The 14,581-nt window shown below is 72.9% G+C and carries 9 protein-coding genes; 7 read left to right on the forward strand and 2 right to left on the reverse strand.

Translation table 11 applies throughout. The features are described 5' to 3' along the window. Positions 1 to 90: 90 nt before the first annotated feature. The 3 genes from mtrA to DN069_RS36535 are packed head-to-tail and all read left to right on the forward strand — an operon-like array spanning position 91 to position 4,841. On the forward strand, positions 91 to 768 hold the full coding sequence (mtrA, locus tag DN069_RS36525; protein ID WP_042373547.1) for an MtrAB system response regulator MtrA: 678 nt from the start codon (positions 91 to 93) through the stop codon (positions 766 to 768). 1 nt (position 769) lies between these two features. Then, positions 770 to 2,989, forward strand: coding sequence for an MtrAB system histidine kinase MtrB (gene mtrB / locus DN069_RS36530; RefSeq protein ID WP_111507558.1), 2,220 nt, complete (start codon positions 770 to 772; stop codon positions 2,987 to 2,989). Beyond that, the gene (locus tag DN069_RS36535) at positions 2,976 to 4,841 is read left to right on the forward strand and encodes an LpqB family beta-propeller domain-containing protein (protein WP_165845798.1); all 1,866 of its coding nucleotides are present in this window, start codon (positions 2,976 to 2,978) and stop codon (positions 4,839 to 4,841) included. The genes mtrB and DN069_RS36535 overlap by 14 nt, the downstream gene beginning before the upstream one ends. A gap of 49 nt (positions 4,842 to 4,890) precedes the next feature. Here the strand turns inward: DN069_RS36535 and DN069_RS36540 are convergent, their stop codons facing one another. Then, positions 4,891 to 5,598 (reverse strand): ComF family protein, encoded by a 708-nt coding sequence (locus DN069_RS36540; protein ID WP_243640257.1) that lies wholly within the window; start codon positions 5,596 to 5,598, stop codon positions 4,891 to 4,893. 385 nt (positions 5,599 to 5,983) lie between these two features. On the opposite strand from DN069_RS36540, the gene hpf reads away from it, so the two are divergent. Continuing rightward, positions 5,984 to 6,607, forward strand: coding sequence for a ribosome hibernation-promoting factor, HPF/YfiA family (gene hpf, locus DN069_RS36545; protein WP_111507561.1), 624 nt, complete (start codon positions 5,984 to 5,986; stop codon positions 6,605 to 6,607). A gap of 156 nt (positions 6,608 to 6,763) precedes the next feature. Continuing rightward, a complete protein-coding gene (locus tag DN069_RS36550; protein WP_243640258.1) occupies positions 6,764 to 7,432 on the forward strand; it encodes a response regulator in 669 nt (222 codons plus the stop codon). A 4-nt stretch (positions 7,433 to 7,436) separates the two neighbouring features. Here DN069_RS36550 and DN069_RS36555 read toward each other — a convergent pair whose 3' ends face one another. Then, positions 7,437 to 8,642, reverse strand: a complete 1,206-nt coding sequence (locus tag DN069_RS36555; protein ID WP_243640264.1) for a winged helix-turn-helix domain-containing protein — start codon at positions 8,640 to 8,642, stop codon at positions 7,437 to 7,439. A 233-nt stretch (positions 8,643 to 8,875) separates the two neighbouring features. Here DN069_RS36555 and DN069_RS36560 point away from each other — a divergent pair, with 233 nt between their 5' ends. Both DN069_RS36560 and pelF read left to right on the forward strand, forming a co-directional pair. Further along, the gene (locus DN069_RS36560) at positions 8,876 to 11,095 is read left to right on the forward strand and encodes a hypothetical protein (RefSeq protein WP_207892394.1); all 2,220 of its coding nucleotides are present in this window, start codon (positions 8,876 to 8,878) and stop codon (positions 11,093 to 11,095) included. 113 nt (positions 11,096 to 11,208) lie between these two features. Next, entirely contained in the window at positions 11,209 to 12,804 is a 1,596-nt protein-coding gene (pelF, locus tag DN069_RS36565; protein WP_111507563.1) for a GT4 family glycosyltransferase PelF, read from the forward strand. Positions 12,805 to 14,581: the final 1,777 nt, after the last annotated feature.

A 14,581-nucleotide genomic window follows, 5' to 3' on the forward strand; every position in this document is an offset into this window, starting at 1 on the left:
GGGGGCTCTTCTGCGTTCCAGGGAAGGTTGTGGCAGAAGTCTCGCCCACTGTGCCCCAGGTCACGTTTCGGATCTGCGACCATGGACACCATGAAGGGACGCGTCCTGATCGTCGATGACGACACTGCTCTGGCCGAGATGCTTGGCATCGTGCTGCGTGGAGAGGGGTTCGAGCCGAGCTTCGTCGCGGACGGCGACAAGGCTCTGTCCGTCTTCCGGGAGGTCAAGCCAGACCTCGTACTGCTGGACCTGATGCTGCCGGGCAGGGACGGGATCGACGTCTGCCGGCAGATCCGCGCCGAGTCCGGCGTGCCGATCGTCATGCTGACCGCCAAGACGGACACCGTGGACGTCGTGGTTGGCCTGGAGTCGGGCGCCGACGACTACATGACCAAGCCGTTCAAGCCGAAGGAGCTCGTCGCCCGCGTGCGTGCGCGTCTGCGCCGCGCTGAGGAGCCGAGCCCGGAGCAGCTGACCATCGGCGATCTGGTGATCGACGTGGCCGGTCACTCGGTCAAGCGTGAGGGCCGCAGCATCCCGCTGACCCCGCTCGAGTTCGACCTCCTGGTGGCCCTGGCCCGCAAGCCGTGGCAGGTCTTCACCCGCGAGGTGCTGCTGGAGCAGGTGTGGGGTTACCGGCATGCCGCCGACACCCGCCTGGTCAACGTGCACGTGCAGCGGCTCCGCTCCAAGATCGAGCGGGACCCGGAGCGTCCCGAGATCGTCGTGACGGTGCGCGGCGTCGGCTACAAGGCGGGTCCGAACTGAGATGAGCGGTCAGGCCCCCGCCGCCCTGCCCCAGACGGACGGCGGGCGGTCGACCATCCAGCAGCCTCTGCCCCACCAGCAGTCGCTGCTCACGGCGCTGTGGCGGCAGCTGCGGCGCCCGTTCAGGCGCGCCGTTCGGCTGTACCGGCGGTCCATCCAGCTGCGTGTCGTGGCGATGACGCTGGTGCTCTCGGTCGGTGTGGTGCTGCTGCTCGGCGTCGTCGTGATGAACCAGGTCCGCAACGGTCTGCTGCAGACGAAGATGCAGTCGGCGCAGACGCAGGCCGAGAGCGGCTTCGCCGCGGCGAGGACCGACGCGAGCAACCTCGGGGGCCTTGCTCGTAAGACCGGCGGCACCGCCTCGCAGACGGGTATCGGCGGGGGCGCGGGGTCGGTTCCGGACGTCGGCGAGGTCATGAACGAAGAGGCCGGCGCGCTGGCGGCGAGCGGTGCGGGGTCCTACTACGTCGTCGGCATGCTGCCGCCGCCCAACAAGGACGGGGCCACCACCACCTCCCGGGCCATGCCGACGACCGGCGGCATGGACCCCACGGCGACCGTGCCGGCCGATCTGCCGGCCCGCGTCGCCGCGAACCCTGGGACCGCCCAGAGCGCGTACACCATGGTCACGTACCAGAACGGGACGCAGAGCGAGCCGGGTGTCGTCATCGGCGAGCAGATATCGCTGCCCGGCATCCAGGACGGCCAGGTGGGCGCGAACGGCGCCGCCCGCTCGTACCAGCTGTACTACGTGTTCCCGTTCGCTCAGGAGACGAGCACGCTGAATCTGGTCACCGGGACGCTGGCGACGGCCGGCGTCTTCGTGGTGATCCTGCTGGGCGCGATCTCCTGGCTGGTGGTGCGCCAGGTGGTGACTCCGCTGCGGATGGCGGCCGAGATCTCCGAGCAGCTGGCCTCGGGTCGGCTGGAGGAGCGGATGAAGGTCTCCGGCACGGACGACATCACCCGCCTCGGCGAGTCCTTCAACCGCATGGCCGGGGCGCTCCAGGCGCAGATCCGGCAGCTGGAGGAGCTGTCCCGGGTGCAGCGCCGCTTCGTCTCCGACGTCTCGCACGAGCTGCGGACGCCGCTGACGACGGTCCGGATGGCCGCGGATCTGCTCTACGAGGCCCGCGAGGACTTCGACGATCCCATGTCCGTGCGCTCCGCGGAGCTGCTGCAGAACCAGCTGGACCGTTTCGAGTCGCTGCTGGCGGACCTGCTGGAGATCAGCCGCTTCGACGCGGGTGCCGCGATCCTCGACTCCGAGCCCACCGATCTGCGGGAGGTCGTCGGCCGCGTCATCGACAGCGCCGGGCCGCTCGCCGAGCGGAAGGGCAGCTCGGTGCGTGTCGTCGGCGCCGACGAGCCGGTGGTGGCCGAGTGCGACCCGCGGCGGATCGAGCGCATCCTGCGCAACCTGGTGGTCAATGCGCTGGAGCACGGCGAGGGCCGTGACATCGAGGTCCGGATGGCGGCCCGGGACGGCGCGGTGGCGATCGCGGTGCGCGACCACGGCATCGGGCTCAAGCCCGGCGAGGCCGCGCGGGTCTTCAACCGCTTCTGGCGGGCCGATCCGGCCCGTGCGCGGACGACGGGCGGCACCGGTCTGGGCCTGTCCATCGCACTGGAGGACGCCGCCCTGCACGGTGGCTGGCTGCACGCCTGGGGCGAACCGGGCGGCGGCTCGCAGTTCCGGCTGACCATCCCGCGCAACGCGGGCGCGGAGATCAGTCGTTCGCCGATTCCGCTGGAGCCGGAGGACTCCCGGGTCAACCTCGGCCTGGACCTCTCCGGCAGCCCCTACCGGCGGGCGCGTCCGGCCGGTGCGACGGCGCTGCCGGCCATCGGGGACTCGGAGTCGACGCTGACGCAGCCGAGCCTCGGTCCGGGGCTGGGCGGGGTGCTCGGCTACGGTTCGGTCATTCCGGCGCTGCCGGGCCCGGTGCCCACCACGCCGGCCAGCAACCCCGCCGACCTGGGCTCCGTCTCCGGTCTCGGGGCCGGCTTCGCCACCAGCGGCGCCCAGGTGGTCGTCTCCGGCACCGCGACGGTGCGCTGCGGCGACGTCGAGGTCACGGACGACACCGAGGGCACGGTCGCGGCCGACACGGTCCAGCCGCGCCCGGTCGGGCCGCGTGCGGACGAGAAGCACCCGGGGGACCGGGAGACCGAGCAGGCGATGACGCTCGATGGGGAGGGAACGCGTGAAGAGGTCTGAGCCGTCGCGGCGCCGCCGCCTGCGCGCCGTGGCGCTGTCCGGTGCCGTGCTCGGGCTGGCCGGCTGCGCGACCATGCCCAGCAGCGGCCCGGCCGCGCTGGGCCCGGCCGCGTCCGGGAACACGCAGAACACCCGCGTGGAGCTGATCCCCGTGCCGCCGGCCGACGGGGAGGCGCCGGACCAGCTGCTCGCCGGTTTCCTGGACGCGCTCGGCAGTGACCAGGCGGACTACCGGACCGCGCGGATGTACCTCAGCGACCCGAGCTGGCAGCCGTCGGGAGCGGTGGAGGTGCTGGACTCCACGCCCGGCCTGTCGAGTACCTCCGGCCCGGGCAAGACCGCGACCGTGACGGCGACCGGCACCGTCGCCGCCTCCCTGGACCAGCACGGCTCCTACACGCCCGCGCCGCCGAACACGCCCCTGTTCCGCCAGGACTACCACTTCAAGCAGGACAGCAGGGGCCAGTGGCGGATCGTGGACCCGCCCTCCGTCCTGCTCACCAGCCAGCGCGACTTCCAGCGGATATACGCGTCGGTCAACAAGTACTACCCGGCGGTGTCGGGGCACACCGGAAAGGGCGCGAGCCCGCTCGTGGCCGACCCCGTCTACATCCGCGCCCGGGTCGACAACCCGCTGCAGACGGCGGCGCAGCAGCTGCTGAACGGTCCGAGCACCTGGCTGCAGCCGGTCGTGTCCCCGGTGTTCCCCGGCAACTCCAAGGTCGAGCTGGACACCAGCACGCCCCAGGTCAAGGCCTATCTGTCGCTGGGACCGGACGCGGACTGGAGCCCTGGGGTCTGCCGGACCATGGCGGCACAGCTCTTCACCACCCTCACGCAGGGCACCACGAACATCCAGACCTCGTCCTCGACGGTCGCCTCGGTGGCGCTGTACCGGGACAAGAACAGCTCGCCGGTCTGCAGCACCGGTTCGGAGGCCGAGTTCAACCCCGTCCGGGTCGGGACGACGGCGTACTTCCTCAGCCCGGAGCACCAGATGGAGAGCGTCACGCCGTCCGGGGCCGGAGCGGGCCCGGCCGTCGAGGACGTGCCGGGCAAGCTGGTCCCGACCGGCGTCGGGATCGGCTCGTTCGCCGTCACGCCTGGGTCGGGCTCGCAGGTGGCCTCCGTTTCCGACGACGGGCGGGCGCTCTACCTCAGCACGCTGCAGGCCACGACCGCGCCCACGACGCCCGCTCTGCGCGGCAACACGCAGGGCGCGCTCTCGTCGCCCAGCTGGGACGGCACGGGCACGCTCTGGGTGGTCGACGGGGACCCCGGGGGTGCGCCGCTGCGTGCGCTGGTCGGCGGCACGCCCGTGCCGGTCACCGTCGCGGGGCTGGCGGACGGGGCTTCGATCCAGCAGGTCCGCGTGGCACCGGACGGTGCGCGCATCGCGTTGCTGGTGCGGAACGCCGACGCCTCGACGAGCGTGTGGATCGGCCGGGTGCGGCGCACCGACGGTGACGACTCGACCCACAAGGCCCCGACGCTGACGGTGGAGGCCCTGCGGCAGACGGCGACGTCCATCAGCTCGGTCTCGTCGCTCTCCTGGCAGGACGGCGACGGCCTGGTGGTCGTCGGTCAGCAGACCGGGACCACGAGCGTCGTCCCCGTCGAGATGGACGACAGTCCCTCCTCGCTGGGCACGATCCAGGCGCTGAGCGGCGTCACCGACGTGACCACGCTGCCGGTGACGACCCTGCCCGGGGACCCGCTGTGGCTGTTCGCCACGGCGAAGAACACCGACGACCAGAACGAGATCTTCGTTTCCCAGCTGACGGCGTTCCGCTGGCTCCCGATCACGGGCAACAGCTCGAGCCGGGGCAGCGGCGTCCGCTTCCCCGGTTGAGCAGGCCCGGTTGAGAAGGTCGCGCGGCAGGGATCCGGGACGGGCCGGCTCAGGCTGCGGCCACGACCGCGGCGGCCAGGACGTCCACGCCCGCGTCGGCCAGGGCGCGGGCGGCCTCGGCGAGGCTGGCGCCAGTGGTGACGAGGTCGTCGACCACGACGACGTGGCCGCTGCGCAGCAGACCGCCACGGGCCCGGGTGACGCGGAGCGCGCCGGCGAGGTTGCGGCGGCGGGCGGCGGCGTCGAGACCGGCCTGGTCGGCGACCGCGCGGGCGTGGCGCAGGGCCGGGACCACCCGGGCTGGGACCCCGCGGCCGCGCAGCGCGGCGGTGGCGGCGCGGGCGAGCCTGGTGGTCGGGTCGTGGCCGCGGGCCCGCGTCGCGGAGGCCGTGGAGGGCATCGGGACCAGCAGCAGGGGGCGGGCGCAGTGCGGGTGCGGGGGAGGGAGCGTGAGCGGCACGGCGGTGTGCACGGCGCGGGCGAGCGCACGGCCGAGGGGCGGGGCGAGCCGCATCGCTCCGCGTTCCTTGTGGGCGAGCAGGGCCTGGCGGACGGCCCCGCCGTAGGGGAGCGCCGCGTAGACCTCGGGCAGTCCGGGTGGTGGGTTGCCGGGCCGCGCCCGGCTGGGGTCGGCCGCCTCCAGCAGCGCGCGGCAGGCCGGGCACAGCTGGGCGTGCGGGCTGCCGCACCCCACACAGACGGAGGGCAGCAGCAGGTCGAGCACGGCGTCGAGGGCGCGAATCGGTGACCGTTCCACGGGGCCTCCCCTCGTAGATGGGGTTACGGTCAGAGGTACACACGGAAGGAGTGCCAAGAGTGCCCCGACCACCCCGATGACGAGGGCCATTCACGTGATGTTCATCCGAACGGGGGCAGCGGCCGCGCGGGGGCTGTACAAGCATCGTGGACGCCGCGAATTTGGACGTCAGGACCTATGACTCCCTGAACCGAGGACTTCAGTCCCGCGTCGGACAGGCGAATTCCCGGGAACCGTTGTTCCATGGGGTTCCCACCGTTCCGACTGGGGATGAAGGGGACAGAGGGGCGGTCCCGCCCGACCCCCTGTGGGTGGGCTGCGTACTCGACGGGCCCTGCGGACCTACGGGTTCGTGGGCAAGAAGCGCGAAGGATCGGAGTTCTGCGTGGACATCGTCGTCAAGGGTCGCAAGACCGAGGTTCCGGAGCGGTTCCGCAGGCACGTCGCCGAGAAGCTCGAGCGGATCAACAAGCTCGACGGCAAGGTGATCAGCGTGGACGTGGAGCTCTCGAAGGAACACAACCCGCGCCAGTCCGACCACGCCGACCAGGTGGAGATCACGCTCCGCAGCCGTGGTCCGGTGATCAGGGCGGAGGCGAGCTCCTCCGACCCGTATTCCGCGCTCGACCTCGCGTCCGCCAAGCTGGACGCACAGCTGCGGAAGGCAGCCGACCGACGGCGCATCAGCAAGGGGCCCCGGGCGCCGATGAGCGTCGCCCAGGCGACCGCCGCGCTGTCGGAGACGCCGGGGCAGGCGACGCCCGAGGAGCTGAGCCCGCCCAAGAGGACGATGCAGGGATCCGTGGCGGTGGAGGGTGACGGGCCGCTCGTGGTCCGGGAGAAGACCCACCCCGCCGCCCCGATGGCGCTGGACCAGGCTCTCTACGAGATGGAGCTGGTCGGCCACGACTTCTACCTGTTCGTGGACTCCGACACGCTGCAGCCGAGCGTGGTCTACCGGCGGCACGCCTACGACTACGGTGTGATCCACCTGAAGGTCGAGGAGTGACGGCCCACCTGACGGCATAAAGGCACAACCGAAACAGCATGAAAGAGGGTTCCTCCGGCACACTTCCGGGGGAACCCTTTTCGGGCGCGTGATCGCGACCACCACGAAGCGTGGAATCATGTCGCTGAAAGCCGCCCACGGAGGGGGAGGGACCGGATGGTGGAGCCGATCCGGGTGCTGGTCGTGGACGACCACGCGCTGTTCCGGCGCGGACTGGAGATCGTCCTTGCTCAGGAGGAGGACATCGCCGTCGTCGGCGAGGCCGGAGACGGCGCCGAGGCGGTGGAGAAGGCGGCCGATCTGCTGCCGGACATCATCCTCATGGACGTGCGGATGCCGCGCCGCGGCGGTATCGAGGCGTGCACGGCCATCAAGGAGGTCGCGCCCAGCACAAAGATCATCATGCTGACGATCAGCGACGAGGAGGCCGACCTCTACGAGGCGATCAAGGCGGGCGCCACCGGCTACCTGCTCAAGGAGATCTCCACGGACGAGGTGGCCACCGCGATCCGTGCGGTGGCGGACGGCCAGTCGCAGATCAGCCCCTCCATGGCGGCCAAGCTGCTGACCGAGTTCAAGTCCATGATCCAGAAGCGGACCGACCGGCAGGACTTGCTGCCCGCACCCCGGCTGACGGACCGTGAGATGGAGGTGCTGAAGCTGGTGGCCACCGGGCTCAACAACCGGGACATCGCCAAGCAGCTCTTCATCAGCGAGAACACGGTGAAGAACCACGTCCGCAACATCCTGGAGAAGCTGCAGCTGCACTCGCGGATGGAGGCCGTGGTCTACGCGATGCGGGAGAAGATCCTCGAAATAGGCTGAGCCCCTACCCGAGCAGCTTCTCCAGCGGGGCGCGCAGCGCCTCGTCGTGGAGCTGCTCGACGCGGACGGACGAGCAGCCGACCCACTCGGCCGCCTCCCGCAGCGCCTCGGCCAGCGCCGGGACGGCTTTGGGCGTGGTGAGCGAGACCTGACGCGCCACCAGCGTCGTGCCCTCTCGGGCCGGATCGACCCGGCCGACGAGGCGGCCACCGGAGAGCAGCGGCATCGTGAAGTACCCGTGCACCCGCTTCTCCTTGGGCGTGTAGGCCTCCAGCCGGTGGGTGAAGCCGAAGATCCGCTCGGTGCGGGCGCGGTCCCAGATCAGCGAGTCGAACGGGGAGAGCAGCGTGGTGCGGTGGCGCCCGCGCGGCTCGGCCGCGAGGGCGGCCGGATCCGCCCAGGCCCGCGCCGGCTGCCCCGACGAGCCGTTGCGTCCCCAGCCGGCGACCTCGACCGGCACCAGGCCGGAGCCCGGCAGCGCCGTGGTGACCTGCTCCACCTTGAGCCGGTGGTAGTCGGCCAGGTCCTTCTCGGTGGCCACGCCGAGCGCCTGCCCGGACTGGAGCACCAGCTGCCGCAGGCAGGCCTCGTCGTCGGGCTCGGCGTTCAGCAGCTCGGCGGGGACGGCCTGTTCGGCCAGCGTGTAGACGCGACGCCAGCCGCGGCGCTCCGTGCAGACCACGACGCCGGTGTCGAGCAGCCACTCGACGGCGATCTTGGACTCGGACCAGTCCCACCACTCGCCGCCCTTCTTGGCGCCGCCCAGCTCCTTGGTGGTGAGCGGCCCCTCGGCGCGCAGCTTGGCCACGATCCCGGCGCAGGAGCGCTCCGCGTCCTCCATGCGGTGCCAGCGGTGGCCGCGGCGCTCGAAGGCGCGGCGGCGGAAGGCGAACAGCGGCCACTCCTCGACCGGCAGCACACAGGCGGCGTGCGACCAGTACTCGAAGGAGCGATCGCCGCTCCAGTACGCCGCCTCGACCGCGTCCCGCCCGACGGCGCCGAGCCGGGCGTAGGGGATCAGCTCGTGCGAGCGCGCCAGCACGGAGATGGTGTCCAGCTGCACCGAGCCGAGCCGGCGCAGCATCGCCCGCACGCCGCCGCGGCGATCGGGCGCGCCGAGGAGCCCCTGAGCGCGCAGGGCGATCCGCCGGGCCTCGTCGGTGGAGAGCTCGGCCTGGGGGAGCTCAGTGCCGGAGAGCTGTGTCGTCACGTGTCGCAGCCTAGGCGGGACCACTGACACCGCTCACCGGATCGGGCGATGCAAATCAAACGCACGTCCCGAACCTCACGCCCAGGAGTGGAGAAAACCGATCGGCCCCGTTCCTGCCAGAGCCCGCTCCTAGCCTGGTCACGCAGCTGATGGAGCTGCCTCATGGGGGATTTCCTTTTCTTATTTTCTTCGGCGCGTGCGGTCACCCCTGCGCGCGCACGGGAGGGGACGACATGGGTCGCAGGACCCGATGGGCTGCCGCGTTCGTCGCGGCGGGGCTGCTGGCGTGCACCGCGCCTGCGGTCGGGGCGCAGGCCGCGAGCAGCACGCAGCGGATCGACCTCAAGGTGCTCGTGGTGGACGACGGTGGCCCCTCCGTGGCCGCCATCGTCAACGAGCTCGACCTCACCGGCACGCCCTACACGCGGGTGAGCCTGAACGACGCGAGCCGGCCGGTGATCAACGCCGCGTTCCTCAGCGGCACCGACGCCTACGGCCGCGCCGAGGCCCGGTACCAGGCCGTGGTGCTGCCCAACAACGACCCCTTCCCGGCCGGTTCGGCCGAGATGACGGCGCTGCAGGGCTACGAGGCCCAGTTCGGCGTGCGGCAGGTCGACGCCTACACCTACGCCCAGCCGGCCGTCGGCCTCAACTGGGCGGCCAACCCCGGCTACATCGGCGCGCTCGACGGCATGCAGGGCAGCGTCACCGCCGCCGGCCTCGGCGGCTCCTTCCGCTACCTCAAGGGCGGCGTCCCGTTCGAGGACAACGACCCGAACGTGACGGAGAGCTACGGCTATCTGGCCACCCCGCTGGCCACCCAGGCGACGGGCGCCTCGTTCACGCCCCTGGCCACCATGCCGATCCCGAACGGCGGCGGCGCCCAGGGCGTGCTGGCCGGGGAGTACGACCACAGCGGCGTCTCCGAGCTGGTGCTCACCTTCGCCTACAACCAGTACCAGCAGCAGTACCGGCTGCTGGCACGCGGCATCGTCGACTGGATGACCCAGGGCATCCACCTCGGCTACGACCGCAACTACTTCGCCATGCACATCGACGACGTCTTCCTGCCGGACGACCGGTGGAGCTCCACCGCCAAGTGCACCCCCGGCGACGCCGCCTCCGCCTGCCAGGGCACCCCGGCCGCCTCCGAGATCCGGATGACCCCGGCCGACGTCAGCTACGCCCAGCAGTGGGAGCAGGCGCACAACTTCACCTTCGACCTGCTCTTCAACGGCGGCGGCAGCGACGACGCCACCCAGAACGGCACGGTCGACGACCCGCTGACCGACTCCCTGCTGCAGAACAAGGCCTCGTTCCGGTGGGTCGACCACACCTACGACCACCCGTTCCTGGGCTGCGTGCAGAACACCACCACCGTCCCGTGGTCCTGCACCACGGACGCGAGCGGCAACACCCAGTGGGTCGACCAGCAGACCATCCAGCAGGCCATCAGCAACAACGTCTCCTGGGCGGCCCAGCACGGGCTCTCCATCGACTCCAGCGAGCTGGTCACCGGTGAGCACTCGGGCCTGAAGACGCTGCCGCAGCAGTCCGTCGACAATCCCAACCTCGCTGCCGCGTTGGCCGCCGACGGGGTCAAGTGGACGGGCAGCGACCACTCCCGCGAGCCCGACCAGCGGGCCGTCGGCAGCAGCACGCTGACCGTGCCGCGCTTCCCGATGAACGTCTACTACAACGCCGGCACGGTCGCCGACGAGGTCGACGAGTACAACTGGCTCTACACCGCCACCTCGCAGGGCGGCAGTGGGATCTGCACCGCCAACCCGGCGACCACCACCTGCCTGCCCGCCCCGCTGGACGAGTCGACGGGCTACAGCAGTTACATCGTGCCGCTGGAGTCCCGGATCGACATGGGCCACATCCTCGGCGACAACCCCGATCCGCACTACGCCCACCAGTCCAACCTCTCCGAGGACCGGATCCTCTACCCGGTGCTGGACTCCCTGTTCGCCACCTACGCGCAGCTGATGGCGGCCGACACCCCGATGGTCAACCTGCGCGAGTCCGCGATCGGGGCCGAGCTGCAGCAGCGGGCCACCTGGCAGTCCGCGGTGTCCGCCGGGCGGGTCACCGCCTACCGGGTGGGCAACGCCGTCACCGTGCAGGCCCCGGCCGGGGTGCAGGTGCCGGTCACCATGCCGAACGGGACGGTCCAGCCGGGCCTGCTCGGCCTCGGCGCCACCCCCGCCGGCACCGCCTACGCGGGTGAGCTGTCCGGCTGGCTGAGGCCCAAGCTGCTGCAGAGCGCGGTCACGCTCACGCTCAACGCCGCCGGCACGCCTGCGGCCGCGCCCAAGACCGCGCCCACGACCGCGAGCCCGCAGGCGCCCGCGCCGGCCCCGGTCAAGCCGTTCCTGCCGGCCGCGGTGGCCCACCAGGTGCCGCTCACGACCACCGGCGTGGCCCGCCTGCCGCACGGCCGGAAGTAGCAGCGAACACAGCGCGAACACAGCAGGACAGCAGTGCAGTCATGGTCAGGGCCCGGGAGCGCGACGTCCAGGGCCCTGATGGTCCGCGAACGCCCGAGGGGGGCCGAGCCCGCATGAACAGCCCGGGGCCGTTGGAGGTCACCTTGCTGACGGAGGGCACCTATCCGTACATCCACGGCGGCGTCAGCACCTGGTGCGACCAACTGGTCCGCGGGATGCCCGACGTCCGCTTCCACATCCTGGGGATCACCGGCAGCGGCGAGGAGCCGGTCGTCTGGCCGCTGCCACGGCAGATCGCCTCGGTCAGCTCCGTGCCCATGTGGGGTCCGACGCCTGAGGGCCGGGCGCCGCGCGGGCGGGCGCTGCGGCGCTTCCTCGCCGGGTACGAGCGCTTCCTGCTCTCGCTGCTCGACCTGGACTTCGAGCACCACTTCGCCGACGAGCTCTACGAGCTCTCCGAATTCGCGCTGACCGGCGGCTCGTTGACTGCCGCGCTGCGCACGGAGGGGGCGCTGCGCTCGCTCCAGGGCGTCTGGCGGCTCCCGTTCCTGCCCACCAGCGGCGACCGCCCGACCCTGCGGGACGCGCTGGAGGGCACCGACCTGCTGGAGCACGCCTTGCGTCCGCTCGCCGTCCAGCCGCCGGCGCGCGGCGTCGCGCACGTCGCGACGGGCGGGCTGGCCGCGCTGCCGGCGCTGGCCGCCCGGCGCTTCCACGGCGTGCCGCTGCTCCTGTCCGAGCACGGCATCTACCTGCGGGAGCGCTACCTCGGCTTTCGCAGCGTGCCCTTCTCCCGTCCGGTGAAGACACTGCTGCTCGGCTTCTACCGACTGCTCGCCACCGAGAGTTACCGCCGGGCCGACGTCGTCGCGCCCTGTAACCGCTACAACCGCCGGTGGGAGGAACGGGGTGGCTGCGACCCGCGCCGCATCCGCACCGTCTACAACGGCGTCGACCTGCGGCAGTTCCCCGTGTCCGGCCCCGAGCCGGAGGAGCCGACGCTCAGTTGGGCCGGGCGGATCGACCCGATCAAGGATCTGGAGACCCTGCTGCGCGCCTTCGCCCTCGTCCGCGCCGAGCTGCCACGACTGCGGCTGCGCCTCTTCGGCGGCGTGCCGGCCGGGGGAGAGGAGTACCGCACCCGTCTCGACGCGCTGGCCGCGCAGCTCGGAGTGGCGGACGCCGTCGCCTTCGAGGGCCGGGTGGACGCGGTCAAGGACGCCTACGCGGCAGGCACGGTGGTGTTGCTTTCCAGCATCTCCGAGGGCTTTCCGTTCAGCCTGATCGAGGCGATGGCCTGCGGCCGGGCGACGGTCTCCACGGACGTGGGCGGTGTGCGCGAGGCCGTCGGCGACACCGGGCTGGTGGTCCCGGCCCGCGATCCGGAGGCGCTCGCGGGGGCGACGCTCGCGCTGCTGCGCGATCCGCAGCGGCGCGCGCAGCTGGGCGCGGCCGCCCGCCGCCGGGTGGAGGAACGCTTCACCGTCGAGCGCATGGTCGCGGAATTCCACGGCCTGTACCGGGAGTTGGCGGGCCCGGCGGCCCGTCCGGAGCCGACCGCGCGCCCGCCCGCGGAGCCGCTCATGCAGCCGCCCATGCACCCTCCCGGGCACCCGCCCGCGTTCCTGCCGCGGCAGCGGGACCGGGACGCGGAGGCGCCCGCTGAGGCTCCGGCGCCCGAGCTGGGCGTGGACGAGGTCGCGGCATGAGCGGGTTCGTGGAGCTGGTGCGGGGGCTGCGGCTCGACCCCGCCCCGGCGCCCCTGCCGGTCGCGGTCGGCGTCGCCGAGGACCCGGCGGAGGAGATAGCGCTGCGCTTCGCAGAGGTGGCCGCGGGCGCCGTCCACGCACTGGAGCTGGTGGCGGCGCTCGAGGCCGAGGGCCTCAGCGACCGTCAGATTCAGCAGCGCTACGGTCGGCGCGACGCCTTCGAGTTGGGCGAGGAGCTGTTCCGTCGCGCGCACCCGGAGGTGGAACGCGAGGCCGGCGGTGTGCCCAAGCAGTTGCGGTTCCGGCTGGCCCGTGGACCGGCGCGCGCCTCCGCGTGGGGCGTGTCCGCCTCCCGCAGCGCGCTGCGCGGCGTCCTCTTCGCCCTGCCCGGCCTGGCGTTCGTGCTGGCCGCGCCGCCGCGCGGCTCGTTGTGGTGTGCCGGCGCGGCCCTGCTCTTCTGCTGGAGCTGGAGCCAGGCCGTCGCCCATCTCGGCTATGTGCGCCTGGGCGTGGGCGATCCCGCCGGTGCCGCCGCGTTCCTGGCGCGCGGCGGCGCGGTCGGCGCGGCGCTGTGCGTGCCGGTCGCGACCGTCGCCGCGGTGCTGTCCCGGGCCCCGCTCGCGGCGGTCGGGTTCGCGCTCGGGCAGGCCCTCTACTTCGCGTCGGCGACGGCGCTGCTCGTCCTCGGGCGCGAACGCGCCCTTGTCGGCGCCCTCACGCCAGTGGCCTGCGGCGCGGCCTGGCTGCTCGCCGCCCGTGCGGTCGGCCTCCCCGGCCCACTCCCGCTGTTGGGCGCGGCCCTGGTGCTGCTCTCCCTCGGGCTCGCCGTCCGCGCCGGCTGGCGCGAGACCGGCCGGACCGAGCCGTGGAGCGGCGCGTGGGCGTCCGCGGCGGCGGGGTCCGCGGTCTGGGTCGGCGCGGCGCAGGCGGGAGTGTTCGGCCTGGCCGTGGCCGTGCTGACGCTCGCCGACATCGGGCCGACAACGGTGGCTCTCACCCTCAGCATGGGCGGCGCGGAGTGGTTCCTGGCCCGCTGTCGAGGGGCGATGGAGCTGGCGCTCGGCCGGGCGGGCGCGGCCTCCGAGTTCCTCGGCCTGGTCCTCGGCGCCCTCGCCCGCTGCCTCGGCGGCTATCTGCTCCTGGTCGTGGGGCTCGCCCGGGTCGCCGAGCAGCTGTGGCCCTCGGCCGCCGGCCCGCACGTGCTCAGCCTGGCCGGGCTGGCCGCGGCGCTCTGGAGCGCGCAGCTGCTCCAGTCCCTCGGCCTCCTCACCCGCGCGACGGCGGCGGTCGCCACCGCCGCACTCGCCCTGGTCGCGGCGCGCCTCTGCGGCGCCGCCGCGGAATCCGCGCAAGCCTGGACCGGCACGGTGGCGGCCGCCGCCCCCGCNNGCCGCCCTCTCCACCCTCGCCGCACTGGCGGTCACGACGGCCACCCGCCACCGGTGAGGGTGAAGGGGACGAAAGGGATGGGGGAGCGAGCTTGATGACGAGCACGGACGGTGCGGGGCTCGAACTCGCCGGTCGGCGGTTCCTGCGATCGGGCCCGGCGGGCGACAACGAGCCTGCGCCGCGACTCCCCCGCGCCCCCTCCACCCTCCCCGGGCGCCGGCGGCCGTCGTGACCCCCAGTGCGGCGCGGGTGGCGCGGCCGGCGCCCCCCCCCGCGCCGGCCCCGGCCGCCGCGGGCTCCGCGTCCCCGCCGCCCAGGCGCGCCGCGGCCCTCGCCGCCGCGGCGGGCGCGCCCGCCGCCGCCGCCCGGCGCACGCACCCGAGCGACT

The organism is Streptacidiphilus pinicola, from assembly GCF_003258295.1.
GTDB classification, from domain to species: Bacteria; Actinomycetota; Actinomycetes; order Streptomycetales; family Streptomycetaceae; genus Streptacidiphilus; species Streptacidiphilus pinicola.